Source organism: Isoptericola haloaureus, assembly GCF_036689775.1.
In the GTDB taxonomy this organism is placed as follows: domain Bacteria; phylum Actinomycetota; class Actinomycetes; order Actinomycetales; family Cellulomonadaceae; genus Isoptericola; species Isoptericola haloaureus.
In genome coordinates this window covers 1-13,080 of the sequence record NZ_JBAGLP010000099.1, presented here as the reverse complement: position 1 = coordinate 13,080, position 13,080 = coordinate 1, and the positions used below count along the sequence as shown (strand labels likewise).

Sequence of the window (13,080 nt, the reverse complement as noted above, 5' to 3'; positions counted from 1 at the left end):
CTAGCGACCGCCGTCGTCGCTCAACCGCCGTCGGCGTTCCTCGTACTCCTCGTCCGAGAGCTCGCCCCGGGCGTACCGCTCGTCGAGGATCTCGCGCGCCCGGTTCGGCGGACGCCCGGAGGTCGGGGGAGGGGCCTGGCCCTGGCCTCCGCCGGAGCTGCTGCCGAGTCCGCGCACCAGCAGCACGACCAGCAGCACGACGCCGACGGTCACCAGCGGCCAGACGAGCCACATCCATCCCATGCCCCATCCGTCGAACATCATGGCGCTCTCCTTTCCGGGGCCCTCACCGGGCGGTGACGGTCCCCATCATCCCGAGGTCCTCGTGGTCGAGGACGTGGCAGTGGTACACGGTGCGGCCGCCGAAGTCCTCGAACGGGACGCGCACGGTGACCGCCCCGCCGGCGGGGACGTTCACGACGTCGAGCCAGAGCGGCTCCGACACCGGGCTCCCGCCGACCGCGAGCACCTGCATCGGCCAGACATGGAGGTGGAAGGGGTGGTCCATCGGGCTGTCGTTGCGGATCGTCCACTCCTCGACCGTGCCGAGCCGCACCTGCTGGTCGACACGGTCCGGGTCGAAGGTCCGTCCGTCGATGGTGAAGCCCCCGCCGCCGGCCATCATGCCGCCCATCCCCATCCGGAACGTGAGCGTGCGGCGCCCGGATACCTCGGTGTCGCGCAGGTCCCGTGGCGCCGGAGCTGCGGGGACGGGCGCGAGGTCCGCCGTCGGACCCGGGCCGACGACGAGGTCGGCGATCGCCACGGGACCGCCGTCGCCCGGGAGCAGGTCGGACCCCATCATGTGGCCCATGGGACCACCCCGGTCGACGGGGTGGGCGGTCAGCTCGCTCCGTCCCTCGGTGGGCTCGACTACCAGGTCGGCCCGGTTGCCGGGTGTCAGCACGATGCCGTCCAGGCCCGAGTCCCTGCCGAGGCGGGCACCGTCGCGGCCGACCACGCGGACGTCCTGCCCGGCCAGGCTCAGGTCGAGGAACCGTGAGGCGCAGGCGTTGACGACGCGCCAGAGCTCCCGTTCCCCGGAGGTCGCGTCCAGGCGGGGGCGGAGCTGGCCGTTGACCAGGACGAGGTCGCCCTCGCGGCCCATCATGCGTTCGGGCGCGGAGGCGGCCACGACGTGGCCGGATCCGTCCAGGGTGAGGTCGGAGACGACCAGGGTGCGCTCGCGGGTGACGGGGAGGTCCTGCGTCGGGTCGTCGACGACGATGGCCCCGTAGAGGCCGCCGAAGAGCTGGTCGGCCACGGTGCCGTGCAGGTGCGGGTGGTACCAGAAGGTGCCGGCCGGGTGGTCTGCCGGCAGGACGTACTCGTACTGCTGGGAAGTGCCCGGCCCGACGGAGAGGAACACGTTGTCGGCTGTGCCCTCCGGCGAGACGTGCAGTCCGTGGACGTGGAGGTTGGTCGCCTCCTGGAGCCGGTTGACGAGCTCGATCCGGAGCGTGTCCCCGGCGCGGACCCGCAGGGTGGGCCCGGGGACCCCTCCGTTGTAGCCGAGGGTGGTCGCCTGCCGTCCGGCGACGTCGTGCAGTCCCCGGGACACCTCGAGCCGGACGTCGAGCACGCCGTCGGCGCTGCGCAGCTCCTCCGGCGCGCGGAACGTCCCTCCGGCGGTTCCCGCCGGACCGGTCGCAGCGAGCTCGCGCCACAGGCCGACGCCGCCGACCGTCGCGCTGACCAGGCCGATCCCGCCGAGCGCCAGGGCCGTACGTCGGCTGATCGGTTCCATCAGCCCTCCAGCGCCCGGCGGCGATGCTCGTACTCGGCGGTGTCCAGCTCGCCGGCCGCGTAGCGCTCGTCGAGGATCCGGCGCGCAGAACCGTGCGCGGCACGGTCGGGGGGCCGGTGGGACCGGGCCCGGGCGACGCCGCCGACGAGGACGCGGACGGCGACGGTCGTCAGGAGGGCGACGCCGAGCAGCAGGAGCGTGGCGTAGAACCAGGCCATGAGTGCTGCTCCTCGGTGCGGGGCGACGTCAGATACCCCCCACCGTAACAATCGGGGCACGGTGGCGGCGAACGCCCCGTGCGGGGTGCTCAGCCGCAGCTGTCGCAGACTCCGGTGGCCGGCAGCGCCATGAAGCACGACGGGCACACGGGCGTCGGCTTCTCCGGCTCGGGCGCCTTGCGGGGCGTGGTGGAGCGCGGGGCCTTCGCGGTGCTGCGGCGCGCCGACGTCGCGGCGGGCCGACCGCCGGTCACGTCGAAACCGCGCTTGCCCAGCAGCGTGCCGACCGCGACCTTGCCGCCGGTCATCTCCTCGGGCAGGGCCGCGCGCCCGGTGGCGTAGCGGTGTGCGACGGCGAGGATCGCGGTCGCGTCGTAGGCCTCGCCGTCGTGCGTCAAGGTGACGCCGGGCGTCGGGGAGAACCCGTAGACGGACAGGAACGCGGAGGCGCCCCGGTCGTCGTGCTCGGCGATCGCCGAGAGCACGTGCGTGCGCGTGACGGAGGAGAAGGTGGCCATGGTCCCGAGCGTAGGTCACCCGCACGCCCCGCCGGTCGTGCCTGGACCGCGGCGACGCCCGGTCTCCGGTCGGATCCCGGGCGTCGCCGCAGGTCAGTTACACGCAGGCGTCGATCTCGAGGCCGAGCTCCGTGGCGACGAACACACCGAGGTCGGCCATGCTGTCGTCCTCGATGGCACCGACCTCGGCGAGGTCGCGGGCCAGGTTGCGCAGCCCGACCCTCGGGGTCGGGAAGCTCGACGAGTGCTCGCCCATCATCTGCATCTGGGCGAACACGGCCGAGGCCTGGCCCCAGCACGACGGGTGGGGCCCGTGCCCGGCGGCAGCGGCCGGGGCGGCGGCCAGCGGGGCGGCGAGGAGGGCGAGCGTGGCGGCACCGACAGCGATCTTCTTCATCGGAGGACTCCCGGAGGGTCGTGGCGACCGGGCGGGCTCGCCGTCGAGCCCGCTCCTGCGCCGCCACGTCGACGGTAGGCACGTCCGCCGCCGCACGCCCGTCGACGGGCTGCGCCCCCCCCGGGGCTTCACCCCGCTGGGGTGCGACGACGCGCCCGACGGGGCGGACGATGAGATCGTGTCGGCGTGAGCCGACCCACCGCTGCCGTCGTGCTGGCGCTCCTCGCCATGGCCGCCGCGTGCCTGGCACTGGCGCCGCTCGTGCTGCCCGACTCCTACGAGGTGCTGCGTCAGCCCGTGACCCGTGCCGGCGCCCAGGGCGTGCCCGGGGCGTGGCTCGCCCGCACCGGGTACGTGCTGCTCGGTCTCGCGGTGCTCGTGGAGGCCGCACGGGCGGGAGAGGCGTGGGGGCCCGTGGGACGCGCCGCCCACGCCGTCTACGCCACGGCCATGGTCTGCCTCGCCGTGTTCTCGGCCAGCCCCTGGTACGGCGGGCCGGGGGACACCGTCGAGGCCTCCCTGCACACCTGGGCCGCGACCGTCGCGGTGGGGGCGTTCTTCGTGGGCGTGCTCGGGGTGCGCATCCAGCGAGGTCGCCGCCCCGGACGGATCGCGGTGCTGGACGTCGTCGCGCTCGCCGGCGCGCCCGTGCTCGCCCTGGCCGCGGAGACGATGCCCGGGGGTGCCGGGGTCACCGAGCGACTGATCTTCGTCATCGGCTTCACGTGGTACGGCGTCGAAGCGGTGCGGCTCTCGCACCCGGACGCCCCGGGGCGCGTCCGCGAGATCTGACCGGTCGCCGCGACCCTCAGCGGACCCCGGGCACTCGTGCCGACCATGCCGCGACCCGGTCGACCACGGTCTCCGGCGCGGTCGTGACGTCCACGGTCGTGCCGGTCTCGTCGGACGCGAGCGGCTCCAGGGTGGCGAGCTGGGAGTCGAGCAGCGCGGGGGGCATGAAGTGGTCGGTCCGGCAGGTCGTCCGCTCCACGAGCAGGTCACGGTCGGCCGTCAGGTGGACGAACGCGACGTCGCCGCCCGCGCCGTCGCGCAGCATGTCGCGGTACGTGCGGCGCAGCGCCGAGCAGGCCACGACGACCGCCCGGCCGGCGTCGGCCGTCTCGGCGATCACCTCGCCGGTCCGCCGGAGCCACGGAGCGCGGTCGGCGTCGGTCAGCGGCTCGCCGGCGCTCATCTTCGCGACGTTCGACGCCGGGTGGAGGTCGTCGGCGTCCACGAACCGTGCGTGCCAGCGGGCCGCGAGCAGGGCGCCGACGGTCGACTTGCCGCAGCCGGACACCCCCATGACGACGACCCCGCGCACGGTGCCGAGCACAATCTCAGTACCCCGTCGTCGGGTCGACGACGCCCTCGAGGGTGTCCCCGGCGACGAACCGCCGCAGGTTCTCCTCGACACGTCGGCGCAGCAGTGGCTCGACCATCTCCGGCGTGTCGGCCGTGTGCGGGGTCACCAGAGCGGTCGGCAGCTCCCACAGGGGGTGTCCGTCCGGCAGCGGCTCGGGATCGGTCACGTCGAGCGCGGCCGCCCCGACCTGGCCGGAGCGCAGGGCCGCGACGAGGGCGTCGGTGTCGACCAGCTCGCCGCGGGCGATGTTGACGAGCGTCGCGCCGGGGCGCATCGCCGCCAACTCGTCCGCGCCGAGCAGCGCGCGGGTCCGGTCGGTCAGCGCGGCGGCCAGCACGACGACGTCCGCCCGTCCGAGCTCGTCGATCAGGCTCTCGCCGGTCACGACCCGGTCGGCGCCCGGGACCGGGTCGGGTCGCCGGCGGACCACGACGTTGCGGGTCCGGAACGGGGCCAGCAGCTCCAGGTACGTCCGGGCGATGCCGCCGGCGCCGAGGACGAGCACGCGCGCGTCGAACAGCGACAGCCCGGCCTCGACGCCCCAGGTCCGGGCCCGCGCGCGTTCGGGCAGCCGCCGCAGCGCGGCCAGGGTCAGGGCCAGGGCGTGCTCGGCCACGGGCTCGGCGAACGATCCCTTGGCCGAGGTCCAGGTGCGGTCGGCGTCGATCAGCCCGGCGTCGAGCGCGGCGTCGACGCCGGCGGAGGGGAGCTGCACCCAGCGTGCCCGGGGCGCGGACCGCAACGCCGGCCCCAACCCGTCGACGCCGAGCGGTCCGAACCAGAGCAGGCCCTCGGTCTCGGTGCCGAGCGGGACGAGGCGGGCGCCCGCGGCCGCGACGGCATCGGGAACCCACGCGGGCGTCTCCGGGCCGGCGCTGATCGCCGGGCGGGCGCTCATGCGGACACCTCCGCCCGCCCGCCGGTGGCCGCGACGGTCTCGCCGCCGACGACCTGCACCGACCAGGAGGAGTCCTGCGTCGACCGGGCGACCAGGACGCCGTCCTCGCGGGCCACGGTGAAGGGCACGGCCGTGCCGTCCGGGCCGGCGACCTCGACGGTGCGTGACCAGTCGGGCTCGGGGCCGGCGTGGACGAGCAGCGTCAGCCCGTCGAGGTGGTCGGCGTCGGGGCGGTCCTCGTGCCGGCTGAGCGGGACGACGGCGCCGGGGCGCAGGTAGACCGGCAGGGAGTCGAAGTCGTGCTGCTCGCGGACCCAGCCGCCGCCGTGGACGCGCTCGCCCGTCAGGAGGCCGGCCCACTCGCCGGCGGGCAGGTAGACGTCCACGTGGCCCTCGGCGCTGAAGACCGGGGCGACGAGGAGGTCGGCGCCGAGCATGTACTGCCGGTCCAGGTGCGCCACCGTGAGATCGTCGGGGAACTCCAGCAGCATCGGTCGCATCATGGGCGTCCCGCGCCGGTGCGCCTCCTCGCCCGTGGCGACCAGGTAGGGCGCCAGGCGGTTCTTGAGCCGTGCGAACTTCCGGGTCACGGCGACGGCGCCGGTCGGGTCGGACTCGTCCTCGCCGAACATCCACGGGACCCGGTAGGACCCGCTGCCGTGCAGGCGCGAGTGGCTGGAGAACAGTCCGAAGGCCACCCAGCGCTTGAACACGCCGGCGTCCGGGGTCATCTCGAAGCCGCCGATGTCGTGGCTCCAGTAGCCGAACCCGCTGCAGGCCAGGGAGAGCCCGCCGCGCAGGGACTCGGCCATCGACACGTACGAGGCGGTGTTGTCGCCGCCCCAGTGCACCGGGAACTGCTGCCCGCCGGCGGTGGCCGAGCGGGCGAACAGCACGGCGTCGTCGGCCCCGCGCTCGGAGGCGAGGACCTCGTGGACCGCCTGGTTGTACAGATGCGTGTAGTAGTTGTGCATGCGCTCCGGGTCGGAGCCGTCGAAGTACTGCACGTCGGTCGGGATGCGCTCGCCGAAGTCGGTCTTGAAGGCGTCGACGCCCTGCCGCACGAGCCGGCGCAGCTTGTCCTGGTACCAGGCCGTGGCATCGGGGTTGGTGAAGTCCACCAGCGCCATGCCGGCCTGCCAGCGGTCCCACTGCCAGACGCTGCCGTCGCGGTTCCGCACCAGGTAGCCGGCGGCCATGCCCTCGTCGAACAGCGGCGACTGCTGGGCGATGTACGGGTTGATCCACACGCACACCCGCAGCCCGCGGTCGTGCAGCCGCGCCAGCATGCCGTCGGGGTCGGGGAAGACCCGCTCGTCCCACTCGAAGTCGCACCAGGTGAACTCGCGCATCCAGAAGCAGTCGAAGTGGAACAGGCTCAACGGGATGTCGCGCTCTGCCATGCCGTCGACGAACGAGGCGACGGTCTCCTCGTCGTAGTCGGTGGTGAACGACGTCGACAGCCACAGGCCGTACGACCACGCCGGGACGCGGGCGGGGCGCCCGGTGAGCGCCGTGTACCGCTCGAGGATCGTCTTCGGGTCCGGGCCGTAGATGACGAAGTACTCCAGCGTCTCGCCGGGCACGGAGAACTGCACCCGCTCGACGGCCTCGGAGCCCACCTCGTAGGAGACGTGCCCGGAGTCGTTGACGAAGACGCCGTAGCCGGCGTTGGTGAGGTAGAACGGGACGTTCTTGTAGGCCTGCTCGCTGGACGTCCCGCCGTCCTCGTTCCAGATGTCGACGGTCTGGCCGTTCTTGACGACCGGGCCGAACCGTTCGCCCAGGCCGTAGACGAGCTCGCCGACGCCGAGGTCGAGCTGGTCGAAGACGTAGCTGGTCCGGCCCTCGCGCTCGAGCTGCGTGGCGCCGTGGTCCACCGCGGCGTCGGGGGAGACGTCGACCCAGGCGGCGGACTTCCCGCCGGAGCGGGTCAGCGTGCGCCCCGCCGCACGGAAATCGAGCTCCCACGACTTCCCGACCGCGAGCCGGGCGCTGAGCTTGCCCGAGGTGAGCGTGCCCGCGCCGTCGACGACGGTGGCCCGTCCTGCCCCCTCGACCTCGTCGACCTCGAAGCGGAACGGCTCGCCGGCACCTCGGTGGTGGGTGTGGCGCACCCGGATCACGTTCTCCATCGGGGCGGACACCGACGTCGTGAGCACCGGGGTGTTGAGGGTGTCGCCGCGGTCCCGGACGACGCGCGTCGGCGCGATGGCGTGCAGCTCGCCCTCGGCGGCCGTGATCCGGTCGACCTCGCGGGCGTAGTGGATGGCGACCCCTCGGCGGGCGTGCCAGAAACCGTCGGTGAACTTCATCGGGAACCTTCCCAGTGGTGGTGCGGGAGCGTGGGGGAGGCGCGCCTCAGCGCGGCGGTGCGGTGGATCCGGCCGGCTGGAGCTCGCCGTCGAGCAGGAGCCGCAGCGGGGGCGCCGTCGGCTCGGCGAGGCGGTCGATCAGGGCGTCGACGCTGCGGCTGCCGAGGTCGTGCCCGGGGGCGACGACGGCCGAGACCGGCGGGTCGGCGGTGGAGACGGCCTCGGCGGAGGTGGCGACGCCGAGCACGGAGACGTCGTCGGGGACCGAGCGTCCCCCGGCCACGAGCCCGTTGACGAAGCCTGACAGCGCGGCCTCGTTGAGGGCCAGCACGGCAGTGACCTCGGGGTGACGGGCGAGCAGCTCGTCGGCGGTGCGGTGCCCGGAGCGGGGGTCCTGGGCACCGCGGACCACGACGGGCTCGAGCCCGCGCGCGGCGGTCTCGTGCAGGTAGGCGGCCTCCGTGCGTGCGACCGGGCCGTAGCCCGCCGGAGCCGTGGTGCCGAGGTCCCCGACGAAGAGCGCGACGCGCTCGTGGCCGAGTCCGACGAGGTGGTCGAGGCCGGTGGCGAGCATGGCGTCGAAGTCCATGTCGACGTACGACAGACCCTCGACGTCCTCGGTGCGACCGATGAGCCCGAACGGGACGGCGCGGCGCTGCAGCACCTCCACGCGCGGGTCCTGCGCGGTGACCTCCATGAGCAGCACGCCGTCGGCGAGGCCCCCGGAGACGTAGTCCTCGAGCTGGTCGGCACCCGTGACGGGCCACAGCACGACGTTGAAGCCCCGCCGGGTGGCGGCGGAGGCCGCCGCGGTGACGATGCTCAGGGCCGCGCCGCCGAGGCCGTGCTCGAGCGCCGGGAACACCAGCGCCACGATCCGGGTCCGTTGACTCGCCAGCGCACGGGCCACGACGTTGCGACGGTAGCCGAGGTCGGCCATGGCCGCCTGCACCCGCGCCCGCGTCCGCTCGGCGACCGGCTTGGTGCCGTTGACGACGAACGAGACCGTCGTCAGGGAGACGCCGGCCCGGTCGGCCACGTCCTGCATGGTCACCACGTGGGCTTCCTCCGGAGGTCGTCGGTGCGGTGTGCGATCCGATGATCACACACCGACCGGGGGTTGGTAAAGCGCTTTGACGCCGTGTACGGTGTCGGCGGTAAAGCGCTTTGATGCGACGCGGGTCATGGCCCGCCCCAGCACCACACCGAGCGAAGGAGCTTCGACCGTGCGACGAACCCACACCGCCGTCGGTGCGGCGTCGGCCGCCGCCGTCGTCCTGAGCCTGTCGGCCTGTGCCGACCAGGGCCGGGCCGACGCCGACACGCTGGTCGTGACCGACACCATGTCGGCGACCAGCGCGCCCATCTACGAGGAGATCTACGACGCCTGCGCCGCCGAGGTGGGCATGCAGGTCCGGGCCAACCACGTGGCCGGCTCCGGGCTCATCGCCACCGTGCTCCAGCAGGCGTCCTCACGCACGCTGCCCGACGTGCTCATGCTCGACAACCCGGACGTGCAGCAGATCGCCTCGTCGGGCGCGCTGAGCCCGCTGGGCGACTACGGCATCACCGGCGACGGGTTCCCGCAGGGCGTGATCGACGCCGGGACCTACGACGGTGCGCTGTACGGCATCGCCCCGGTGGTCAACAGCATCGGGCTGTTCTACGACGCCGAGGCCCTGGCCGAGGCCGGCCTCGAGCCCCCGCGGACGTGGGATCAGCTGCGTGCGGCCGCCGCCGAGCTGACCACCGAGGACCGGTACGGCATCGCGTTCAGCGCGACCAACTCGTTCGAGGGCACCTGGCAGCTCCTGCCGTTCCTGTGGAGCAACGGCGCCACCGAGGACGACCTGGACTCGCCCGAGGCGGTGCGGGCGCTCGAGCTCGTCGACGCGCTGGTCGCCGACGGCTCGGCGTCCGCCAGCGTCGTCAACTGGTCGCAGAACGACGTCAACGACCAGTTCCTCGCCGGCAACGCCGCGATGATGGTCAACGGACCGTGGAACATGCCCAGCCTCGAGGCCGCCGAGGGTCTCGAGTACGACTCGGTCCCGCTGCCGGTCCCCGCGCCCGGCGACACGCTCGTGGCGCCCCTCGGCGGCGAGGCCTTCACCGTCCCCGACACCGGCGACCCGGACAAGATGGCCCGGGCCGGTGAGTTCGTCGACTGCGTCGTCGGCGGGGAGAACCAGCTGACGATGGCCACCGGCCGCGGGGCCGTGCCGGCCGACAGCGCGGTCGCGGCGGAGGCCGCACGGACGAACCCGACCGTGGCCACGTTCGTCGACACCGTGCAGACCGCCCGCGCCCGCACCGCGCTGCTGGGCCCCGACTGGCCGCGCGCCGCCACCCAGATCTACACCGCCGAACAGCTCGCCCTGACCGACACCGAGTCCCCGGCGGAAGCGCTCGAGCGCGTGGCGGGACAGGACTGATGCGCCCCGCACGCCCCGGGTCGACCCCGACCGATCGAGAGGACGGACGACGATGACCACGACCCTCGCCGCCGGACCGACGGGCGCCAGCGCGCCGCCGCGGTCCGCCCCACCGGCACGCCGGCGCGCCCGACGGCGCGAGCTCACCGCCCAGTGGCTCTTCCTCGTGCCCGCGATCGCCTACGTGCTGGTCTTCTTCGGCTACCCGATCGTCAAGAACCTCGTCATGGGGTTCCAGGACTACTCGGTGCGCACCTTCGTCACCGGCGAGGCGCCCTGGGTCGGCCTGGCGAACTACGCCGAGGTCGTCTCGAGCGGGATCTTCCAGACCACCGTGGTCAACACGGTGCTGTTCACCCTGGGGTCCATCGCCGGGCAGTTCGTCATCGGGCTGCTGTTCGCGCTGTTCTTCAAGCGCCGGTTCCCGCTGAGCAACGTGCTGCGGTCGCTGCTGCTCCTGCCGTGGCTGCTGCCGATGATCGCCGGCAGCGCCGTGTGGCGCTGGATCCTCGACCAGGACGGCGGCATCCTCAACCAGACCCTGCAGGGCGTCGGGATCATCGACGACCCCGTGCGCTGGCTGACCAGCCCGGACGTCGCGCTGGTCGCGGTGATCCTCGTGAACGTCTGGGTCGGCATCCCGTTCAACATGACGCTGCTGTACAGCGGGCTGCAGAACATCCCCGACGAGCTCTACGAAGCCGGTGCCCTCGACGGCGCCACGGGCTGGAAGGCCTTCCGGCACATCACGTGGCCGAGCCTGCGTCCCGTCGTCAACGTCGTGCTCGTGCTGGGCGTGATCTACACGCTCAAGGTGCTCGACATCATCCTGGGACTCACGGGCGGGGGACCGGCGAACGCCACGCAGACGCTCGCCACCGACTCCTACCGGCGTTCGTTCCAGGAGTTCTCCTTCGGCACCGGGGCCGCGGTGAGCAACGTCCTCATCGTCGTCTCCCTGGTGTTCGCCGTCGTCTACCTGCGCGCCAACCGCCGCGCCGAGGATGAGTGAGGTTCGAGATGTCGCCGACGACCACCTCCCGCACGCTGCCGCACACGATCCTGGGGATCGTGCTCCTGGCCTTCATGCTGTTCCCGGTCTACTGGATGGTGAACGTCTCGCTGCAGGGCGGCAGCACCGCGGCCAGCAGCACGTTCCTGCCCACCGACGTCACGTTCGACGGCTACCGCACCGCCATCGAGGACCAGACCGGCAACCTGCTCACCAGCATCGTCGTGGCGCTCGGGGCCGTGGCGGTCTCCCTGGCGATCGCCACGCCGGCCGCCTACGCGGTGTCCCGGTTCCGGCTGCGCGGCCTGGGGGTCTTCCTGTTCGCCCTGCTGCTGGCCCAGATGATCCCCGGCATCGTCATCGCGAACTCGCTGTACACGCTGTTCAACGACCTCGGTCTGCTGAACTCCTACGCGGGGCTCGTCCTGGCCAACGCCACCCACGGCATCCCGTTCGCGATCCTCATCATGAGCGCCTTCATGCGGTCGATCCCGCCGGCGCTGACCGAGGCGGCCCGGGTCGACGGTGCGAGCCACTTCCGGGCCTTCTGGTCGATCATCGTGCCGGTGAGCAAGAACTCCCTCATCACCGCCGGGCTGTTCTGCTTCCTGTTCGCCTGGAGCGACTTCATGTTCGGCCTGACGCTGACCACGGGCGCGGACATCAAGCCGGTCACCCTCGGCATCTACGACTACCTGCAGGGCAACGTGCAGAGCTGGGGACCCGTCATGGCGACCGCCGTGCTGTCGTCGATCCCGGCGATCGTGCTGCTCGTGCTGGCCCAGCGGTACATCGCCGCCGGGGCGATGGGCGGGGCCGTCAAGTAGTCGACGCTCCTATGGTTGTCAAGGGGTGGTGGGTCCGGCTTCGAGTAGTCGGTAGAGGTCGCGGGCGATGTAGCGCTTGAGGCAGCGTCGGATCTCCCGGGGGGTCTTGCCTTCGGAGGTCCGGCGCTGGGCGTACTGGCGGCTGCGGTCGTCGTAGCGCAGCCGCGAGAGTGCGATGGTGTGCAACGCGCGGTTGAGCTGTCGGTCGCCGTAGCGGTTGAGTCGGTGTCGGTTGGTGACTCGTCCGCTGGTGGCGGGGATCGGGGCGACGCCGGCGAGCATCGCGAACGCGGCTTCGGAGTGGATGCGTCCTGGGTGGGACCAGGCACACAGCACGGTCGCTGCCACGATCGGGCCGATGCCGGGCTGGTCCAGGAGGTCGGGGCGCCAGGACCGGACGATCGCCAGGATCGCTTTCTCGTGGATGGCGGCCTCGTCGGCCAGTGCACGGGCTCGGCGGGCCAGGGATCGCAGCACGGTCACCGTCGCGATGGTCTCCCGGTCCCAGGACGCGTGAACCCGTAGCGCGGCCGCGGTGGTGAGCATCTGAGGCGGCTTCTGGCCGCGCAGCCGGGCGCGCAGTGGTTCGGGCGCGGCGATGACCAGGCTGAACACCTGCCGTTGCGCGTCGGTGCCGGCCGCGACCGCGGAACGGCGGGCGGCCATCAGTACCGACAGTGCCTGGCGGTCCCCGGCGGCTCGTGGCGTGCCCAGGCGGGTGCGTGCCAGTGCCTCGCGGGCCGCGCGGATCGCGTCCAGGGGGTCGGACTTGGCACCGTTGCGGCGTCGTGCCCGTTCGGGACGGTCGAGCTCGACGACGACCTCTTGGCGCCGTTCCAGGTAGCGGGTCAGGCCGGCGCCGTGGCCGCCGGTGCCCTCGATGGCCCACACGCGCAGCATGCCGGCCGAGTCGGCGAGCTCGATGAGTCGGGCGTATCCCTCGGCGGTGGCCTCGACCGTCACCTCGCCCAGGACGCCACCGGTGCGGGCGTCGATGGCGGCAGCACTGTGGGTCAGGACGTGGGTGTCGACGCCGATGACGACATCGACCACCTCGCGTAGATCGGTCAGACTGGTCATGCGTTCTCTCCTTAGCCGGGACGGGACGTGGGTCCGGTCCGGGACGGAGAATCGGCAGGACTGTGACGGGACACGTCGGGCGCCGCGAACGCCCGACGGTCAAGCTCCTGATCAGGCCAGTCACTCCGACCGGGCCGGGGCCGGCAGCCTCGAGCGGACAAGTCGTGTGAAAGGCACGAGACCAGTCAGTCGAAGGGTCACGCTCAAGACCACCGATCCACAGCCCAGCACCATCAGGCTGCGAACGCGATCCTCACAGTCAGTCGA

14 protein-coding genes are annotated in these 13,080 nt (G+C 72.8%); 4 read left to right on the top strand and 10 right to left on the bottom strand.

The genetic code is table 11. The features are described 5' to 3' along the window. The 5 genes from V5O49_RS01125 to V5O49_RS01105 form a co-directional block, all read right to left on the bottom strand. A complete protein-coding gene (locus V5O49_RS01125) occupies positions 1-264 on the bottom strand; it encodes an SHOCT domain-containing protein (protein WP_332900616.1) in 264 nt (87 codons plus the stop codon). 22 nt (positions 265-286) lie between these two features. Next, positions 287-1,747, bottom strand: coding sequence for a multicopper oxidase family protein (locus V5O49_RS01120; protein ID WP_332900615.1), 1,461 nt, complete (start codon positions 1,745-1,747; stop codon positions 287-289). Continuing rightward, entirely contained in the window at positions 1,747-1,965 is a 219-nt protein-coding gene (locus V5O49_RS01115) for an SHOCT domain-containing protein (RefSeq protein ID WP_332900614.1), read from the bottom strand. The genes V5O49_RS01120 and V5O49_RS01115 overlap by 1 nt, the downstream gene beginning before the upstream one ends. 89 nt (positions 1,966-2,054) lie before the next feature. After that, the gene (locus V5O49_RS01110) at positions 2,055-2,483 is read right to left on the bottom strand and encodes a ScoMcrA-related endonuclease (RefSeq protein ID WP_332900613.1); all 429 of its coding nucleotides are present in this window, start codon (positions 2,481-2,483) and stop codon (positions 2,055-2,057) included. A gap of 97 nt (positions 2,484-2,580) precedes the next feature. After that, positions 2,581-2,880 carry a hypothetical protein gene (locus V5O49_RS01105; protein WP_332900612.1) on the bottom strand — a complete coding sequence of 100 codons (300 nt, stop codon included), beginning with the start codon at positions 2,878-2,880 and terminating at the stop codon, positions 2,581-2,583. Between the two features lie 186 nt (positions 2,881-3,066). On the opposite strand from V5O49_RS01105, the gene V5O49_RS01100 reads away from it, so the two are divergent. After that, positions 3,067-3,672: a DUF998 domain-containing protein gene (locus V5O49_RS01100; protein WP_332900611.1), complete on the top strand. Its 606-nt coding sequence runs from the start codon at positions 3,067-3,069 to the stop codon at positions 3,670-3,672. A 16-nt stretch (positions 3,673-3,688) separates the two neighbouring features. On the opposite strand, the gene V5O49_RS01095 is transcribed toward V5O49_RS01100, so the two are convergent. Genes V5O49_RS01095 through V5O49_RS01080 form a run of 4 tightly spaced genes read right to left on the bottom strand, consistent with a single transcriptional unit; the run spans position 3,689 to position 8,507 of the window. After that, positions 3,689-4,216 carry a gluconokinase gene (locus V5O49_RS01095; RefSeq protein WP_332900610.1) on the bottom strand — a complete coding sequence of 176 codons (528 nt, stop codon included), beginning with the start codon at positions 4,214-4,216 and terminating at the stop codon, positions 3,689-3,691. Positions 4,217-4,220: 4 nt separating this feature from the next. Beyond that, complete coding sequence (locus tag V5O49_RS01090) at positions 4,221-5,144, bottom strand: NAD(P)-dependent oxidoreductase (protein ID WP_332900609.1); 924 nt, start codon at positions 5,142-5,144, stop codon at positions 4,221-4,223. Then, positions 5,141-7,459, bottom strand: a complete 2,319-nt coding sequence (gene yicI, locus V5O49_RS01085) for an alpha-xylosidase (RefSeq protein WP_332900608.1) — start codon at positions 7,457-7,459, stop codon at positions 5,141-5,143. Before yicI ends, V5O49_RS01090 begins: the two co-directional genes overlap by 4 nt. Before the next feature lie 46 nt (positions 7,460-7,505). Further along, complete coding sequence (locus V5O49_RS01080; RefSeq protein ID WP_332900757.1) at positions 7,506-8,507, bottom strand: LacI family DNA-binding transcriptional regulator; 1,002 nt, start codon at positions 8,505-8,507, stop codon at positions 7,506-7,508. 178 nt (positions 8,508-8,685) lie between these two features. On the opposite strand from V5O49_RS01080, the gene V5O49_RS01075 reads away from it, so the two are divergent. Genes V5O49_RS01075 through V5O49_RS01065 form a run of 3 tightly spaced genes read left to right on the top strand, consistent with a single transcriptional unit; the run spans position 8,686 to position 11,733 of the window. Then, entirely contained in the window at positions 8,686-9,894 is a 1,209-nt protein-coding gene (locus V5O49_RS01075; RefSeq protein WP_332900607.1) for a sugar ABC transporter substrate-binding protein, read from the top strand. A gap of 52 nt (positions 9,895-9,946) precedes the next feature. Then, the gene (locus V5O49_RS01070) at positions 9,947-10,906 is read left to right on the top strand and encodes a carbohydrate ABC transporter permease (protein WP_332900606.1); all 960 of its coding nucleotides are present in this window, start codon (positions 9,947-9,949) and stop codon (positions 10,904-10,906) included. An 8-nt stretch (positions 10,907-10,914) separates the two neighbouring features. Beyond that, positions 10,915-11,733 carry a carbohydrate ABC transporter permease gene (locus tag V5O49_RS01065; RefSeq protein ID WP_332900605.1) on the top strand — a complete coding sequence of 273 codons (819 nt, stop codon included), beginning with the start codon at positions 10,915-10,917 and terminating at the stop codon, positions 11,731-11,733. A gap of 18 nt (positions 11,734-11,751) precedes the next feature. On the opposite strand, the gene V5O49_RS01060 is transcribed toward V5O49_RS01065, so the two are convergent. Further along, positions 11,752-12,813, bottom strand: a complete 1,062-nt coding sequence (locus tag V5O49_RS01060) for an IS110 family RNA-guided transposase (RefSeq protein ID WP_332900604.1) — start codon at positions 12,811-12,813, stop codon at positions 11,752-11,754. Positions 12,814-13,080: the final 267 nt, after the last annotated feature.

What these genes read in the sequence shown, in the direction of transcription:
- V5O49_RS01125 (WP_332900616.1), bottom strand. Translation starts at nt 264, where the DNA reads ATGATGTTCGACGGATGGGGCATGGGATGGATGTGGCTCGTCTGGCCG.
- V5O49_RS01120 (WP_332900615.1), bottom strand. Translation starts at nt 1,747, where the DNA reads ATGGAACCGATCAGCCGACGTACGGCCCTGGCGCTCGGCGGGATCGGC.
- V5O49_RS01115 (WP_332900614.1), bottom strand. Translation starts at nt 1,965, where the DNA reads ATGGCCTGGTTCTACGCCACGCTCCTGCTGCTCGGCGTCGCCCTCCTG.
- V5O49_RS01110 (WP_332900613.1), bottom strand. Translation starts at nt 2,483, where the DNA reads ATGGCCACCTTCTCCTCCGTCACGCGCACGCACGTGCTCTCGGCGATC.
- V5O49_RS01105 (WP_332900612.1), bottom strand. Translation starts at nt 2,880, where the DNA reads ATGAAGAAGATCGCTGTCGGTGCCGCCACGCTCGCCCTCCTCGCCGCC.
- V5O49_RS01090 (WP_332900609.1), bottom strand. Translation starts at nt 5,144, where the DNA reads ATGAGCGCCCGCCCGGCGATCAGCGCCGGCCCGGAGACGCCCGCGTGG.
- yicI (WP_332900608.1), bottom strand. Translation starts at nt 7,459, where the DNA reads ATGAAGTTCACCGACGGTTTCTGGCACGCCCGCCGAGGGGTCGCCATC.
- V5O49_RS01080 (WP_332900757.1), bottom strand. Translation starts at nt 8,507, where the DNA reads ATGCAGGACGTGGCCGACCGGGCCGGCGTCTCCCTGACGACGGTCTCG.
- V5O49_RS01070 (WP_332900606.1), top strand. Translation starts at nt 9,947, where the DNA reads ATGACCACGACCCTCGCCGCCGGACCGACGGGCGCCAGCGCGCCGCCG.
- V5O49_RS01065 (WP_332900605.1), top strand. Translation starts at nt 10,915, where the DNA reads ATGTCGCCGACGACCACCTCCCGCACGCTGCCGCACACGATCCTGGGG.
- V5O49_RS01060 (WP_332900604.1), bottom strand. Translation starts at nt 12,813, where the DNA reads ATGACCAGTCTGACCGATCTACGCGAGGTGGTCGATGTCGTCATCGGC.